Origin of the sequence: Kangsaoukella pontilimi (assembly GCF_009830125.1) — a bacterium.
GTDB lineage: Bacteria > Pseudomonadota > Alphaproteobacteria > Rhodobacterales > Rhodobacteraceae > Kangsaoukella > Kangsaoukella pontilimi.
The window spans coordinates 276,372-290,272 of sequence record NZ_WUPT01000002.1 but is presented as its reverse complement, the minus strand read 5'-3'; the positions used below and the strand labels follow the sequence as shown (position 1 = coordinate 290,272).

Here is a 13,901-nt window from a genome sequence, read left to right as displayed (position 1 = left end):
CGCTCAGAGATCCAGAACCGGCAGGCCCATCGCCCCGGCAACCTGTCTGAGAAGAGGACGATGATCGCCGTAGGCGATGGCCATGTGATGCTCCAGACCGCAGGCCATCAGGTCGGCCAGCACCGCGCCCGCGGGCCGCTCGAACCTGAGCACTCCGGAGGTGCCAGTAAAGGCCATCGGGCGCCTCAGCATCTCGGCTCCGGCAAGGACCATCTTGGTCTCGCCCCGCGCCTGCGACACGCGCATCAGCGTGACGGGCCCGGGTTTCAGCGGGAACTGGTAGAGAAGCGGCATCTTGCGGTTCGTATGGATCGTCGCTTCGGCGGTGGCCTCGGGGTCGCACATCGACAGGGGCGCCTGCCCGCAATGCCAGACGACCGCACTGTCGTCCGCCACGTCCACATCGACCAGATCGGTCAGGAAGACAGGAGCGCCCGCCGCCTCCTGCAGGATCATCTGGGTCAGCGCGCCATAAACATCCGCCTCGCAGGCACAGGGACGCTTGGCCTCTGCCATCATCGCGGCAGGACCGCAGACCGCGCCCCCGTATTCCGTGAAGGTCTCGGGCCAGCAGCGAATGGCTGCGGCGCCGTAGTCGCCGCGCTCGAATATCCCGTCCAGCGCCACGCGCAGGCGAAGCGAACGGTCGAGTTCAACCTGATCCACCGCATCCAAGCCAGTCACACGGTCGGCTGCGCTGGCGCGAAGCTCGGCCACCTGTCCGGCCTCGACCACGCGCGCCTCGGCGAAGAGGTCATCGAGCGGGATCGCATCCACCGAGACACCGGCAAGGCGGCTTAGGCGATCCGCATCATAGGCGCAGGTGTCGAAACCGTCGGGATGCGTCCCGATGCACGCAATGCGCTTGCCCGACACTGCCCCCGCCACGCGTCGCGCCTCATCCTGCACATCCCCGTCGAACAGTCGGGCGGCAGGGCCGCCCTGTGCCTCCGGCGCGGACAACAGACGCTTCATCCGGGCGGCATCCATGTCTTCCGGCGCGGACAGCACCCAGTTGAAATCGATGCCGCGCAGCCCGAGCGCATGACCGGCCAGGTTCAGTCCGCAGAAGGAATTGAGCCTCAGCCGTCCACCGGCACGCGGCTCGGGCAGCGCCCAGATGGACAGAGGCAATCCGGTCTCGGCCGCCTCCACGACGATGATCGCGTCCGTGAAAGTTACCTGAAGGATCAGCAGCCGCTCCGCCCCGGCCGAGACGATATCCGAGATCGCAGAACGGGCAGCCTCCCCGTCCATCAGAAGATATCGCGGGCCGACCGTCGGCTCACCGAGCGCCGCGATGCGGTCCAGTATCTTGGCAAGCCGCTCCTCGGCATAGGGAACATCGAAGGTCGCGCGACCGACGGGAAGAATGCCAATTGTCATGTCGCGCCCTCCCCTGCCTCTGACAACAAGGCCTCGGTCTGCGCGCGATCCGGGCAGCTTTTGACACCACCGAACCGCGCGCATTTGAGCGCAGCGGCGGCGTTGGCGTAGCGTATGGCGGCGACCTCGTCGTCGCCCATCCCCAGGCGAAGCGCGAAGACCCCGTGCCAGATATCTCCGGCCCCGAGCGTATCGACCGCCTTCACAGGGAAGGACGGAACATGCCCGATACCCTCCGGCGCGATGTACCGTACGCCCTTCGGACCATCGGTCACCGCGACCCAGGCCGCGAACTCGGCACGGGCGCGCTCCAAGGCGGCGTCGACCGGCAGTGACGGCTCGAACTCGCGAAGTCCCTGCATCGAAAAGACGATATGGCTGGCCCCCCGCACCGCATCCGCATCGAACGGCGCCTCGGCATCGACGACCGCCGGCACCGACCAGCGGCGCCCTGCAGCGATGGCTTCGGCGGTGAGCACGCTCCAGCGGTTGTCGGTCAGGACGGCCCCGGCGGGCGTGGCCTCCGAAAGGTCGATACTGGGGGCAAGATTGCGGCCCCTGAAATTCATGATCTGCCGCTCACCGGTCCCGTCGATATAGATCGAGGAGAACGAGGACAGCGCATCCGGGCGGATATTGCACAGGGACAGATCGACACCTTCCTGCCGGAGTTCTTGCGCGATCATGGCGCCCACAAGGTCGCCCCCAAGCCGCGCCGCCAGCCGCGCCACCCCCCCATGCCGGGCCACGCCGATGGCGGCATTCGCCGCGCATCCGCCAACGGTCACCACGGCATCCTCGGCCCGATATTTCTCGGCGGTCCTCGGCAGCTCAGCGACCCGCATCACGATGTCGGCCACGGCAACCCCAGCGATGAGAACGTCGGTCATCTTGCAATCCTAGCAGTCCATTTCAGCCTAACCCAAGGACGGCTTCCTCGTCTGCACTCAACTAATGCCCGCCAACAGACGCTCTGTGTCTTGATCTTCCGCACGGTATCTGACCCTCTGCCGCCAAAACACACCCGGGACGCAGACGGTTGGATATTCGCGCTATCTTCATGGGGCTGGCCTTCGCGCTCATGTGGTCATCGGCCTTCACATCGGTCAGGGTGATCGTCGCCCATGCGCCGCCCCTTGCGGCCCTGTCGGTCCGCTTCCTGATCGCAGGCATCATCGCCGTCGCCATCGCCCGAGCCCTCGGTCAGACATGGCAACTCACGCGCGAGCAATGGCGCCTGACGATCGTCTTCGGAATCTGCCAGAACGCGCTTTATCTGGGTCTCTATTTCGTTGCGATGCAGACCGTGGAGGCGTCGCTTGCCGCGATCATCGCCTCGTCCCTGCCACTCTGGGTCGCGCTCTCAGGGTGGTTGATCTCGGGCGACCGGCTGCCCCCGATGGGCGTGGCCGGGCTTGTTGCGGGCTTTGCAGGAGTCGCCATCATCATGGGGTCGCGGCTTTCTGCCGGGGTCGATCCCTTCGGCGTCATGCTGTGCGGACTGGGTGTGCTGGCCCTGACCTTCGCCACTCTGGCGCTGCGGGGCGCGTCCTCGGGCGGCAACGTCCTTATGATCGTCGGTCTGCAAATGCTGATCGGTTCGGCCGCGCTCGTCGTCCCCGCGCTTTTGCTGGAGGAATGGGTGATCACACCGACATGGTCGCTGACCATCGCGTTCACCTACACGATCTTCATTCCCGGTCTCGCCGCCACCTTCACGTGGTTCCTGCTGGTGCGCCGGATCGGCACGGTGCGTGCCGCGACGTTCCACTTTCTCAACCCGTTCCTCGGCGTCGCCATCGCCGCGCTTTTTCTGGGCGAAGCGCTGGGACCGCTCGACATCCTCGGCGTGGCGATCATCACGGCAGGCATTCTGGCCGTGCAACTGTCCAAGGTCAGCACGCGGTCCTGACGCGCTTGTGACATGACAGAGAGCATATCCAGCCTCCATAAGGCGGCATGGATATCGTCCTTGGATACGCCGCCGGGCTTCTGACGCTGATCAACCCCTGCGTCCTGCCGATCCTGCCGATCGTGCTGGCGACAGCTCTTCAGGCCGGTCGCGCGGGTCCGCTGGCGCTGGCCGCGGGGATGAGCGTCAGCTTCGTGGCGCTCGGTCTTCTGGTCTCTGCCGCCGGTCGGAGCCTTGGCCTGACCGAGGAAACCGTCTCTAACGCCGCCGCCGTCCTGATGATCGGCTTTGGCGCGATCCTGCTGGTCCCCGCCTTTTCCGCCCGCTTCGCCACCGCAACCGCCGGTGCCGGATCGCGCGCAGATGCCGCCATGGACCGGGTCGGCACCGAGGGTCTGTCGGGCCAGTTCGTGGGCGGAATGCTTCTTGGCGCGGTCTGGAGCCCCTGCATCGGCCCGACCCTCGGCGGCGCGATCTCGCTGGCCAGCCAGGGCGAAAGCCTGACGCTGGCGGGCGCGATCATGGTCGCCTTCGCGCTTGGCGTCTCGACCGTAATCCTCGCTCTGGCCTATGGTGCGCAATCCCTCCTCAGCCGTCACCGGGACCTGATGATGCGCATCGCCCGCGCATCGCGCCCCGTAATGGGCGCCGCCTTCATCCTCGTGGGAACCGGCATCCTGCTCAAATGGCACCACGCCGCCGAAATCTGGGTGCTGGACACCCTGCCCGCATGGTTCACCGAACTTTCCGTCTCGATCTGATGAGGTCTCACATGAAACGCCGTCACTTCCTTGCCACCGCCGCCGCCGCCACGCTCGCCACTCCCGCCCTTGCCGCCACCGGCACCGCCTATCGCAAAGGTCTGGTCGAGGCCGAGCTTGCCGCCGGCCGCACCGTCTTCCTTGATTTCTACACCGACTGGTGCACGACCTGCCGCGCGCAGGCCGCCGCCATCCGCAAGCTCAAGTCCGAGAACCCGGCCTATGAGGCGAACATGACCTTCATCGCCGTCGACTGGGACAAGCACGCCAGCTCGCGTCTGGCCCATGACCTGAAGATCCCGCGCCGTTCGACGCTGGTCGTTCTCCACGGTGATCAGGAGATCGGGCGCATCGTCGCCAGCACCCGCCGGGCCGAGATCAAGGCCCTCATGGATGCCGGTCTGGCGGCGGCGACCGCCTGACGCCGGTCAGCTCATTTCGGCTCCAGTTCGGCCCTGAGGTCGTCCAGAAACCCGCGCATCACCTCGGTGCGTGCGCGGGCGATACGGCGGCCCGTTTCGGTCAGCATGGCGTCAGCAAGGCCCAAAAGTTTGACTTCGAAATGGTCCAGACCGAACGCGCCGTCATCCAGCGGTCGCGCAGCCGCGAAAGGATCACCCGCATCCCAGAGAGGCCGACCCAGAGACCCCGACACGGCGAAGGTCCGCGCGATCCCGATCGCCCCCAGGGCCTCGATCCGGTCGGCGTCGCGCAGGATGCGCGCGGCGTCTGTCAAAGGCTCGATCCCGGCTGAATAACTATGCGCCGCGATCGCATGAGAGGCCTCGTTGATCTCCGACCCTGACAACCCTTCTGCTGCAAGGATGGGCCGCGCCGCCTCGGCGGAGAGGGTCGAGGCACGCTTTCTGTCCGGGTGGTCCTTCGGCAAAGCAACGAGGTCATGGAGAAGCGCAGCGGCCAGAAGCGCCCGGTCCGGCATCCGTCCCTCGCCCTCGGCAATCGTCCGGCAAAGCGACCAGACTCTCAGGACGTGGCCCCGGTCATGGGCCGCGTCCCCCTCCGGCAGATGCGTCAGCAGTCGCTCGGCCAGATCCCCGAACGCGGCAGGAAATCTATCCGATAGGACCACGGACCCCACCGGTCTGCGCCCGGTCCAGCAGGATGTGGTCCAGAACCACCGCCGCGGCCATGGCCTCGGCCACCGGGACCGCGCGGATGCCGACGCAGGGGTCGTGCCGGCCCTTGGTGATGATCTCGGCCGCCTCGCCCGCCTTCGTGATCGTCTTGCGTGGCGTCAGGATCGACGACGTCGGCTTGACCGCGAACCGGACGACGATGTCCTGCCCGGTCGATATCCCGCCCAGAATGCCACCCGAATGGTTGGACGAATAGACCGGCCCGTCGGGACCCATCGAGATCTCGTCGGCGTTCTCCTCCCCGCGGAGCCGCGCAGCCGCCATGCCTTCGCCGATCTCGACGCCCTTGACCGCGTTGATCGACATCATCGCGGCGGCAAGATCGGTGTCGAGCTTGCCATAGACCGGCGCACCGATGCCCGGCGGACACCCACGGACGGTAACTTCGATCATCGCGCCCACCGATGAGCCGGATTTCCGAAGCGCATCCAGGTAATCCGCCCAAAGCTCGACCGACCCCGCATCGGGAATCCAGAAAGGGTTGCGACCGATCTCGTCCCAGTCGAACCGCGCCCGGTCGATATCCTTGTCGCCCATCGCGACCATGTACCCGGTAATCCGCACGTCCGGCGCAACATGCGCCAGCGCCGCCCGCGCGACGCCACCTGCCGCCACCCGCGCCGCGGTCTCGCGCGCCGACGAACGCCCGCCGCCCCGATAGTCGCGAATGCCGTATTTCTGCCAGTAGGTGATGTCGGCATGGCCGGGCCGGAACTTCTCCGCGATGTCACCATAGTCCTTCGACCGCTGGTCGGTGTTCCGGATCATCAGCTGGATCGGCGTGCCGGTTGTCCTGCCTTCGAAAACGCCCGACAGGATCTCTACCTCGTCGGCCTCGCGGCGCTGCGTCGTGTACTTGTTCTGGCCGGGTTTCCGCTTGTCGAGCCATGTCTGGATATCCGCCTCGGCGAGCCGAACGCCCGGCGGGCAGCCATCGACGGTCGCACCCAGGGCCGGTCCGTGGCTTTCACCCCAGGTCGTCACCCGGAATACATGTCCGTAGCTGTTCAGGCTCATGCGTCTCTCCCTCAGCGCGCCTCCCCGCTCATATCCGCTGCAGCCCGGAAGGAAAAGCGCCCCGCCCGCCCCTTCTTTGGGTCCGGAAAATCCCGGGGGGAATTGGCCGGAGGCCAAGGGGGGCAGAGCCCCCTTGTCGGCACCGGCCGCAGGCGCTAGATCTCTCCTCACCTCGGGGTGCTCCAAACCGGAGCTGAGATGCGCATATGCGCGAACCCGTTGAACCTGAACCGGTTAACACCGGCGGAGGGAAGGTCGAGCAACTCGCACTCCTTACCCCCCGTCCGGCAGCAAAGGAGACATGAGATGCTTTATCCCATCCTTGCGGCAGGACTTCTGGCAGCCACCGGCGCGGCAGCGCAGGACACGCCCGTTCTGACCGTCTACACCTATGACAGTTTCGTCAGCGACTGGGGCCCCGGCCCCATTATCGAAGAGACGTTCGAAGCGACCTGCGCCTGCGATCTCGAATTCGTGGCCGCCGGGGACGGCGCGGCGCTGCTTGCACGTATCCGGCTCGAGGGTGCGCGGAGCGACGCGGATATCGTCCTCGGCCTCGACACCAACCTGACCGCCGCCGCCCGCGAGACGGGTCTCTTCGCGCCCCACGGCATCGACGCCCCCGCGCTTGACCTGCCCATCGCCTGGGACGATGCCGAGTTCCTGCCTTTCGACTGGGGCTATTTCGCTTTCGTCCACGACACCGGCCTCGAGAACGCACCGCGCGACTTCCGCGAGCTTGCGGCCAGCGACTATTCGATCGTCATTCAGGACCCGCGCTCCTCGACGCCCGGTCTGGGCCTGCTCCTCTGGGTCAAGGCCGCCTATGGCGATGATGCTGCCGGAATCTGGCAGGACCTGTCGGACAATATCGTCACCGTGACCCCCGGCTGGTCCGAAGCCTATGGCCTGTTCCTGGAAGGCGAGGCCGACATGGTCCTGTCCTACACCACCTCGCCCGCCTATCACCTGATCGCGGAAGAGGACGAAACCAAGACTGCCGCCGCCTTCACCGAGGGCCATTACATGCAGGTCGAGGTCGCCGGAAAACTCGCGTCGACCGATCAGCCCGAGCTGGCCGACGCCTTCCTGGCCTTCATGCTGACTGACGGCTTCCAGTCGGTCATTCCGACGACGAACTGGATGTACCCTGCCGCGGTTCCGGAAGAAGGCCTGCCGGACGGTTTCGAGACCCTGATCGAGCCCGACCGTGCGCTTCTCTACCCTGCTGACGAGGCCGCCGCCATTCGTGGCGAGGCTCTGGACGAATGGCTGAGCGCGCTCAGCCGCTGACCGGTACGGTCGCCGCGGGGCTACTCGCCGCCGCGGCGATTCCCGCCCTGATCCTCGTGACGGGCGGCGCTGTCCTAACGAAAGCGACCGGGGCGAGCGGGCTTGGGCCCGGCGATTGGGCCGCGATCCGCTTCACCTTGCTGCAGGCGGCCCTGTCGGCGCTCTTTAGCGTCGCGCTCGCCGTTCCGGTCGCCCGCGCGCTGGCGCGCCGCCGCTTTGCCGGGCGCAGCCTTCTGGTGGCGCTTCTGGGCGCACCGTTTCTGTTGCCCACCATTGTGGCGATCTTCGGCCTCTTGGCGATCTTCGGACGCGGTGGCGTTCTGAACGCGGGGCTGGTGGCATTGGGTTTCGAGCCTGTCTCGATCTACGGACTTTGGGGCGTCGTCCTTGCCCATGTCTTCTTCAACCTTCCACTGGCCACGCGGCTGTTCCTGCAAGGCTGGCTCGACGTGCCTTCCGAGCGTCTGCGTCTTGCCGCCTCTCTCGGCATGGGTCCGGGCGCGATCTTCCGCCATATCGAGCTGCCGATGCTGGCCCGCACCGCACCCGGCGCGCTTCTGGTGATCTTCGTCATCTCGACCACCAGTTTCGCCGTCGCCTTGACCCTCGGCGGCGGCCCCCGCGCCACGACTGTTGAACTGGCCATCTACCAGGCGGTGAGCTTCGAATTCGACCTCGGACGCGCCGCGCTTCTCTCCGCGATCCAGCTTGGTCTGACCGGGGCGGCCGCGCTTTTCGCCCTGTCCTTCGTCGGCCATGCCGGGTTTGGCGCGGGGCTCGACCGGCCGACACGCCGCTGGGACGGCAAAGGGGCAATGACCCGGACCGCCGACAGTGTCGCCATCTGTCTCGCCGCGCTGTTCCTGATCCTGCCGCTTGCCGCCGTTCTCATCGCCGGGCTTCCGGCGCTAATATCGCTTCCGGACGTCGTCTGGTGGTCCGCGATCCGCTCGCTCGGAGTTGCGGCGGCCTCGACCTTGTTGGTGGTCGCGCTGACGCTGGCCATGGCACGCGCAGCCGTCCGCCGCCGCTCGCTCGCCCGGCCCATCGAAGGCGCGGCGCTGCTGGCCATCGCGGCGTCGCCCCTCGTCCTTGGCACCGGGCTCTTCATCCTTGTCTTTCCCTTCGCGGACCCGACGCGCCTTGCCCTGCCGGTCACTGCGCTGGTCAATGCCATCGTCACCGTCCCATTCGCGCTCCGGGCCGTCCTGCCCGCCTGGCAGAAGATCGAGGCGGACCACGGCCGTCTTGCTGCCTCACTCGGGCTGAAAGGCTGGGCGCGGCTCAGGCTGGTCGAGCTTCCGCGTCTTGCCCGCCCCCTTGGGTTTTCGGCGGGTGTGGCCGCCGCCCTGTCCATGGGCGATCTGGGCGTGATCGCACTGTTCGCGGACAGCGACACCGCGACGCTGCCCCTGCAGGTCTATCGGCTGATGGGCGCTTACCGGATGGAGGATGCTGCCGGCGCAGCCCTTTTGCTGATGCTGGTCAGTTTCGCTCTGTTCTGGCTCTTCGATCGAGGAGGCCGCGTTGATGCTGACGCTTGAGGACGTGACCTTCACCCGCGACGGCTTTTCGCTGACCGCCGACCTCTCACTCGCGCCCGGCTCGCGCACGGCGATCATCGGCCCCTCCGGCGGAGGCAAGTCGACGCTTCTTTCGCTGATCGCAGGGTTCGAGATGCCGGACGCGGGGCGCATCCTGCACGATGGCACCGACATCACGCCCCTTCCACCATCCGACCGGCCCGTCGCGATGCTGTTTCAGGACGGCAACCTTTTCCCCCATCTCGACGTGCTGACCAACGTCGCACTCGGGATAGAGCCGGTCGCGCGACCGTCCTCCGCCGCACAGAAGCGCGCGCGCGAGGCGCTTGAGCGGGTCGGCCTGACCGAGCACACCGCCAAGAAACCCGGCGCACTCTCCGGCGGACAGCAAAGCCGAGCGGCGCTGGCGCGTCTTCTGCTGACGGCAAGACCGGTGGTCCTGTTGGACGAGCCTTTCGCTGCCCTCGGCCCGTCGCTCAGGCGTCAGATGTTCGACCTTCTGGTCGAGCTTCTTCCGGGGGCCACCATCCTGATGGTCACGCACGACCCTGACGAGGCACGGCGCAGCGCCGGACAGGTGATCTTCGTGGATGGCGGACGCGCCGAGGCGCCGGTTGACGTGAACCGATTCTTCGATGCGCCCAGCGCCGCCGTCAGCGCCTATCTGGCGTGAGAGGTCAGGCGTAGAGCAGGTTGTTGATGATGACGATCCGGATCGCATAGACGGCGATCAGCGCCACCAGAGGTGCAAGGTCCAGCCCACCCGTATTCGGCATGAAGCGGCGGATCGGCCCGTAGATCGGCTCAAGCAGACGGTTCAGGCCATCCCAGATCTGGCGCACCAACGGTTGGTACAGGTTCAGCACCTGGAAATTGATCAGCCAGGACATGATGATGTGGACGATCATGATGAACCACGCCACGTCCAGAACCAGCAGAAGAATTTGCGCGACAGATTGCATGGGCGACCCCGATCAAGCGTTTTGGGACACCTAAGGTCGGAGTGTCGCCAAGACAAGCTCTGGTTGCCGCAGCGTCCAGGTTGACGTTCACGTCAGCTATGCCACATCGGGCGGAAAGGAGTCGCCCACATGTACCCATGGTTCCGATTTGCCCGTGAGATGATCCGCGCCCACAGGATGCCTGCGCTTCAGCCCGGCGAAACGCATGTCACCCCGCTCTATTGTATGCCGCAGGACATCGACATTCAGATGGAGATGAACAACGGGCGCATCATCACGCTTTTCGACCTCGGCCGCGTGCCGATGTTTCAGCGCATGGGTGTTCTGGGGCCGATGACGAAGGCGGGCTGGTACGGCACGATCGCCGGATCCTCGATCCGCTATCGCCGGCGGATCACACTGTTCCAGAAGCTGGAGCTCCGCAGTCGCTCGGTCGGCGTGGACGGGCGGTTCTTCTATATCGAGCAGGGCATCTTCCGGGGCGACGAATGCTGCGCCCATGGTCTTCTGCGCGCGGCGATCACCACCGGCAAGGGCATCGTCCCGACCGACGAGGTGATCGAGGCTTTGGGCTTCACCGAGACCATCCCGCAACTGCCCGACTGGGCGCGCCACTGGGACCAGGCCGAGACGATGCGCCCCTGGCCGCCTATGCAGGATGACCTGACCCCATCACGGGAATTGTTGCGCGCCTGACATTTGCTTGCTCTAACGGTTCCCAAGGGGACGAGGGGACCAGGCGATGGACGAAAAGACTGCGCGGAAGCGCATTTGGGGCTGGTATTTCTTCGACTGGGCCAGCCAACCCTATAACACCCTCCTCCTGACCTTCATTTTCGGTCCCTACGTGAAGGAGATCCTGGAAGACGGCGCAGCCGCTCAAACGGCCTGGGGTATCGGAGTGGGACTGGCCGGACTGGTCATTGCGATTCTTGCACCCATACTCGGCGCTATCGCGGATTCCTCCGGTTCACGGATGCGCTGGATCTGGCTCTTCTCGCTTCTCTACGTGATCGGCAGTGCGGGAATCTGGATCGCCGCGCCGGACGATTTCAACCTTGTCCTCGTCCTCGTCTTCTTTGCCATCGGCCTGATAGGAATGGAGTTTGCAACGATCTTCACCAATTCGATGCTCCCCGATCTTGGTCCGCCCGAGGTGCTGGGGCGGATCTCGGGAAATGGCTGGGCCTTTGGCTACGTCGGCGGGCTTATCGCGTTGGTCATCATGCTGGTCTTTTTCGCGGAAAGTGCGGCAGGCACCACCTTTGTCGGGCTGACCCCGCCCTTCGGACTGGACCCGGAGGCGCGTGAAGGCACGCGCTTTGTCGGACCGCTAACTGCGATCTGGTTCGTGGTCTTCATGATCCCGTTCTTCCTGTTCGTCCGAGATCCGCGCCCGGTAAAGCCCGTCGCGGGCGCCGTGAAAAACGCGCTGCGGGAACTGGGTGGAACGATCCGCACGCTGCCCCAGCATCCCAGCCTTTTCGCCTATCTCGGGTCGTCCATGTTCTACCGCGACGCGCTGAACGGCATGTACACCTTCGGCGGGCTCTACGCTGCCGGTGTCCTGGGCTGGAGTGCGGTAGACGTGGGCATCTTCGGCATCCTCGCCATCATTACCGGCGCAATCTTTGCGTGGCTGGGCGGGAGAGCGGACAGCGCGTTCGGTCCCAAGCCCGTGCTGACGGTTGCGATCCTCGTCCTGACGGCAGTTGCGATCTGTATCGTCTTCATCTCGCGCGACAGCGTCTTCGGCGTCGCGGTCACCGAAGGCTCACGCCTGCCGGACATCGCGTTCTACGTCCTCGGCGCGCTGATCGGCGCAGCCGGCGGCGTCCTTCAATCGGCGAGCCGTACGATGATGGTCCGGCAGGCCAATCCCGAGCGCATGACCGAGGCTTTCGGCCTCTACGCGCTGGCCGGCAAATCCACATCGTGGCTCGCACCGCTTCTGATCGGCTTTGTGACGCTGGCAAGCGAAAGTCAGCAGATCGGCGTCTCTCCCCTCATCTTTTTGTTCCTTATCGGCCTCCTTCTGCTACGCTGGGTAAAACCCGACGGAGATCGAGCAGAAGCATGGTCAAAAGACACTTCGCCGCTTTCCTAGCGGCCCTTTCCCTATCCCTGACACCGGTGGCCGCCGAGCCGCTTGCCAAAGAGCTCTTCGGCTCCGAGCACAGCGCGTCACGACACAAGCCCGCGCCCTTCGGCAGCTATTCCAAGGGCTGCATTGCAGGCGCCGAGGAACTGGCCGAAACGGGGCCGACATGGCAAGCCATGCGCCTCAGCCGGAACCGGAACTGGGGGCATCCCGAGGCAATCCGTTTCGTCGAACGCCTTTCTTCCTATGCAGCGCGGCAGCCTGGGTGGAACGGGCTCTACATCGGAGATATCTCGCAACCGCGCGGCGGACCGATGCTGTCGGGGCACGCGTCGCACCAGATGGGTCTGGATATCGACATCTGGATGCTGCCTGCAGATAACCTTCGGCTCAGCCGGAATGCGCGCGAAAACATCTCGTCCATTTCCATGCAGCGGGCCAAAGGCGCCTACGTCAACAGCGACTGGACTGCCGCCCATCACCGAATACTGCAACGCGCGGCAGAGGACCCGGCCGTCGCCCGCATCTTCGTCTTCCCAGGCGCCAAGGTGCAGATGTGCCGGGATGCCACGGGCGACCGGTCATGGCTGAACAAGATCCGGCCCTGGTGGGGACATCACTATCATTTCCACGTGCGCCTCGCCTGCCCCGATGGCGCGCGGGGCTGCACGGATCAGGCGCCGCCCCCCGCCGGGGACGGATGTGCCGATGCCGAACAGTGGGTTGCGAATATCCTGAACCCGCCGCCGCCCGACCCGAACGCCCCAGCGCCCACACCCAGACGAGAGCTGGTCCTGGCCGACCTGCCGCAGCAATGCGCGAAAATCCTGTCCCGCTGATATTGGTCACCACGGCTGCGGCAACAGCCGGATGGGCGGATACCGCCGAACCCGTGGCCCGCTACCTCTGGGATACCGAGATCATCGAGGGTGTCTCGGGGCTTGAGCTGGACGAGACAGGCACCGTCTTCACCGCTATCGGCGACCGCGGCTTCTGGATGACCGGACGCCTTGTCAGGACGGGCGGCGGGATCGTGGAGGTCGCCGTCGACACTCTGGCCCCGATCCTCGGGCCGGAGGGGTTCCCGGTCGCTGCCCGGCGCGTGGGCGACTGGTCGGATTCCGAGGGCCTCGCCATCGCCCCCGACGGCACAGTATGGGTGTCGTTCGAACGATGGGCGCATGTCTGGAGATACGATCAGGGTCTCGGCGGCCCTGCCTCGCACATCAAAGACCATCCGACATTCTACGATCACGCCGAGAACTGGCAGCTTGAAGCGACCGCCATTTCACCCGAGGGCGACGTCTATACCTTTTCCGAAAAACCTTTGCCCAACGGCTTTCCGATCTACCGGCTATCCTCCGGCGGCTGGGTGATCGACGGCACGCTCCCGGAAAACGACCTTTTCAGCATCGTCGGGGCGGATTTCGACGAAAACGGCGATCTGTACCTGCTCGAACGCAAGCTCGTCATGGGCTTCTGGTGGCAAAGCCGCCTCAGGCGCGTCCGCCTCGACGGGTCCGAGGACCGCGTCCTCTGGACCAGCCAGCGTGGCGATTTCGGCAATCTAGAAGGGCTGGCGCTCTGGCGCGACGGCGACACGCTGATGATGACGGCGGTCTCGGACAATAACGGCGATCTGAACACGCCGACCGAATGGGTCGATTTCAGGCTGACGCCGGCACCGCCCGAGCCCATTGACGCCGAAAGCCCCGAGGGCTAAACGCGCCGCCTGCCTCGCGAACGGGGCCAAGTCTCCGCAACCTTG

15 protein-coding genes and 1 riboswitch are annotated in these 13,901 nt (G+C 65.7%); of the genes, 10 read left to right on the top strand and 5 right to left on the bottom strand.

What is annotated here, in order from left to right:
- Positions 1-3 precede the first annotated feature (3 nt).
- Complete coding sequence (locus tag GQ651_RS10830) at positions 4-1,386, bottom strand: L-fucose/L-arabinose isomerase family protein (protein ID WP_160764273.1); 1,383 nt, start codon at positions 1,384-1,386, stop codon at positions 4-6.
- A complete protein-coding gene (locus GQ651_RS10825) occupies positions 1,383-2,276 on the bottom strand; it encodes a PfkB family carbohydrate kinase (protein ID WP_160764272.1) in 894 nt (297 codons plus the stop codon). Before GQ651_RS10825 ends, GQ651_RS10830 begins: the two co-directional genes overlap by 4 nt.
- 149 nt (positions 2,277-2,425) lie before the next feature.
- Here GQ651_RS10825 and GQ651_RS10820 point away from each other — a divergent pair, with 149 nt between their 5' ends.
- Genes GQ651_RS10820 through GQ651_RS10810 form a run of 3 tightly spaced genes read left to right on the top strand, consistent with a single transcriptional unit; the run spans position 2,426 to position 4,481 of the window.
- Positions 2,426-3,298 (top strand): DMT family transporter, encoded by an 873-nt coding sequence (locus GQ651_RS10820; protein WP_160764271.1) that lies wholly within the window; start codon positions 2,426-2,428, stop codon positions 3,296-3,298.
- A 47-nt stretch (positions 3,299-3,345) separates the two neighbouring features.
- On the top strand, positions 3,346-4,059 hold the full coding sequence (locus GQ651_RS10815) for a cytochrome c biogenesis CcdA family protein (protein ID WP_160764270.1): 714 nt from the start codon (positions 3,346-3,348) through the stop codon (positions 4,057-4,059).
- An 11-nt stretch (positions 4,060-4,070) separates the two neighbouring features.
- On the top strand, positions 4,071-4,481 hold the full coding sequence (locus GQ651_RS10810) for a thioredoxin family protein (protein WP_160764269.1): 411 nt from the start codon (positions 4,071-4,073) through the stop codon (positions 4,479-4,481).
- Positions 4,482-4,492: 11 nt separating this feature from the next.
- On the opposite strand, the gene GQ651_RS10805 is transcribed toward GQ651_RS10810, so the two are convergent.
- Together GQ651_RS10805 and aroC are read right to left on the bottom strand one after the other, a co-directional pair.
- On the bottom strand, positions 4,493-5,149 hold the full coding sequence (locus tag GQ651_RS10805) for an HD domain-containing protein (protein WP_160764268.1): 657 nt from the start codon (positions 5,147-5,149) through the stop codon (positions 4,493-4,495).
- Positions 5,133-6,233 carry a chorismate synthase gene (gene aroC, locus GQ651_RS10800; RefSeq protein WP_160764267.1) on the bottom strand — a complete coding sequence of 367 codons (1,101 nt, stop codon included), beginning with the start codon at positions 6,231-6,233 and terminating at the stop codon, positions 5,133-5,135. The genes GQ651_RS10805 and aroC overlap by 17 nt, the downstream gene beginning before the upstream one ends.
- A 163-nt stretch (positions 6,234-6,396) precedes the next feature.
- Positions 6,397-6,502, top strand: a riboswitch (TPP riboswitch).
- Between the two features lie 37 nt (positions 6,503-6,539).
- Here aroC and thiB point away from each other — a divergent pair.
- Genes thiB through GQ651_RS10785 form a run of 3 tightly spaced genes read left to right on the top strand, consistent with a single transcriptional unit; the run spans position 6,540 to position 9,743 of the window.
- On the top strand, positions 6,540-7,526 hold the full coding sequence (gene thiB / locus GQ651_RS10795; protein ID WP_160764266.1) for a thiamine ABC transporter substrate binding subunit: 987 nt from the start codon (positions 6,540-6,542) through the stop codon (positions 7,524-7,526).
- Positions 7,502-9,070, top strand: a complete 1,569-nt coding sequence (locus GQ651_RS10790; RefSeq protein ID WP_160764265.1) for a thiamine/thiamine pyrophosphate ABC transporter permease ThiP — start codon at positions 7,502-7,504, stop codon at positions 9,068-9,070. The genes thiB and GQ651_RS10790 overlap by 25 nt, the downstream gene beginning before the upstream one ends.
- Positions 9,057-9,743, top strand: coding sequence for a thiamine ABC transporter ATP-binding protein (locus GQ651_RS10785; RefSeq protein ID WP_160764264.1), 687 nt, complete (start codon positions 9,057-9,059; stop codon positions 9,741-9,743). The genes GQ651_RS10790 and GQ651_RS10785 overlap by 14 nt, the downstream gene beginning before the upstream one ends.
- Positions 9,744-9,747: 4 nt before the next feature.
- On the opposite strand, the gene GQ651_RS10780 is transcribed toward GQ651_RS10785, so the two are convergent.
- Positions 9,748-10,032: a YggT family protein gene (locus tag GQ651_RS10780; RefSeq protein ID WP_160764263.1), complete on the bottom strand. Its 285-nt coding sequence runs from the start codon at positions 10,030-10,032 to the stop codon at positions 9,748-9,750.
- A 129-nt stretch (positions 10,033-10,161) separates the two neighbouring features.
- On the opposite strand from GQ651_RS10780, the gene GQ651_RS10775 reads away from it, so the two are divergent.
- From GQ651_RS10775 to GQ651_RS10760, 4 genes are read left to right on the top strand one after another with little or no spacing between them, the layout of a single operon-like run.
- Positions 10,162-10,728, top strand: a complete 567-nt coding sequence (locus GQ651_RS10775) for an acyl-CoA thioesterase (protein WP_160764262.1) — start codon at positions 10,162-10,164, stop codon at positions 10,726-10,728.
- A gap of 46 nt (positions 10,729-10,774) precedes the next feature.
- A complete protein-coding gene (locus GQ651_RS10770) occupies positions 10,775-12,139 on the top strand; it encodes an MFS transporter (RefSeq protein ID WP_160764261.1) in 1,365 nt (454 codons plus the stop codon).
- Positions 12,109-12,972, top strand: a complete 864-nt coding sequence (mepA, locus tag GQ651_RS10765) for a penicillin-insensitive murein endopeptidase (protein ID WP_160764260.1) — start codon at positions 12,109-12,111, stop codon at positions 12,970-12,972. The genes GQ651_RS10770 and mepA overlap by 31 nt, the downstream gene beginning before the upstream one ends.
- On the top strand, positions 12,948-13,856 hold the full coding sequence (locus tag GQ651_RS10760; protein ID WP_160764259.1) for an esterase-like activity of phytase family protein: 909 nt from the start codon (positions 12,948-12,950) through the stop codon (positions 13,854-13,856). The genes mepA and GQ651_RS10760 overlap by 25 nt, the downstream gene beginning before the upstream one ends.
- The last annotated feature ends 45 nt before the right edge of the window (positions 13,857-13,901 follow it).

Bases quoted from the DNA above. Each gene is read 5' to 3' on its own strand.
- GQ651_RS10825 (WP_160764272.1), bottom strand. From the start codon at position 2,276: ATGACCGACGTTCTCATCGCTGGGGTTGCCGTGGCCGACATCGTGATG.
- GQ651_RS10830 (WP_160764273.1), bottom strand. From the start codon at position 1,386: ATGACAATTGGCATTCTTCCCGTCGGTCGCGCGACCTTCGATGTTCCC.
- GQ651_RS10810 (WP_160764269.1), top strand. From the start codon at position 4,071: ATGAAACGCCGTCACTTCCTTGCCACCGCCGCCGCCGCCACGCTCGCC.
- GQ651_RS10775 (WP_160764262.1), top strand. From the start codon at position 10,162: ATGTACCCATGGTTCCGATTTGCCCGTGAGATGATCCGCGCCCACAGG.
- thiB (WP_160764266.1), top strand. From the start codon at position 6,540: ATGCTTTATCCCATCCTTGCGGCAGGACTTCTGGCAGCCACCGGCGCG.
- GQ651_RS10790 (WP_160764265.1), top strand. From the start codon at position 7,502: ATGGCTGAGCGCGCTCAGCCGCTGACCGGTACGGTCGCCGCGGGGCTA.
- GQ651_RS10760 (WP_160764259.1), top strand. From the start codon at position 12,948: ATGCGCGAAAATCCTGTCCCGCTGATATTGGTCACCACGGCTGCGGCA.
- aroC (WP_160764267.1), bottom strand. From the start codon at position 6,233: ATGAGCCTGAACAGCTACGGACATGTATTCCGGGTGACGACCTGGGGT.
- GQ651_RS10780 (WP_160764263.1), bottom strand. From the start codon at position 10,032: ATGCAATCTGTCGCGCAAATTCTTCTGCTGGTTCTGGACGTGGCGTGG.
- GQ651_RS10770 (WP_160764261.1), top strand. From the start codon at position 10,775: ATGGACGAAAAGACTGCGCGGAAGCGCATTTGGGGCTGGTATTTCTTC.
- GQ651_RS10815 (WP_160764270.1), top strand. From the start codon at position 3,346: ATGGATATCGTCCTTGGATACGCCGCCGGGCTTCTGACGCTGATCAAC.
- GQ651_RS10785 (WP_160764264.1), top strand. From the start codon at position 9,057: ATGCTGACGCTTGAGGACGTGACCTTCACCCGCGACGGCTTTTCGCTG.
- mepA (WP_160764260.1), top strand. From the start codon at position 12,109: ATGGTCAAAAGACACTTCGCCGCTTTCCTAGCGGCCCTTTCCCTATCC.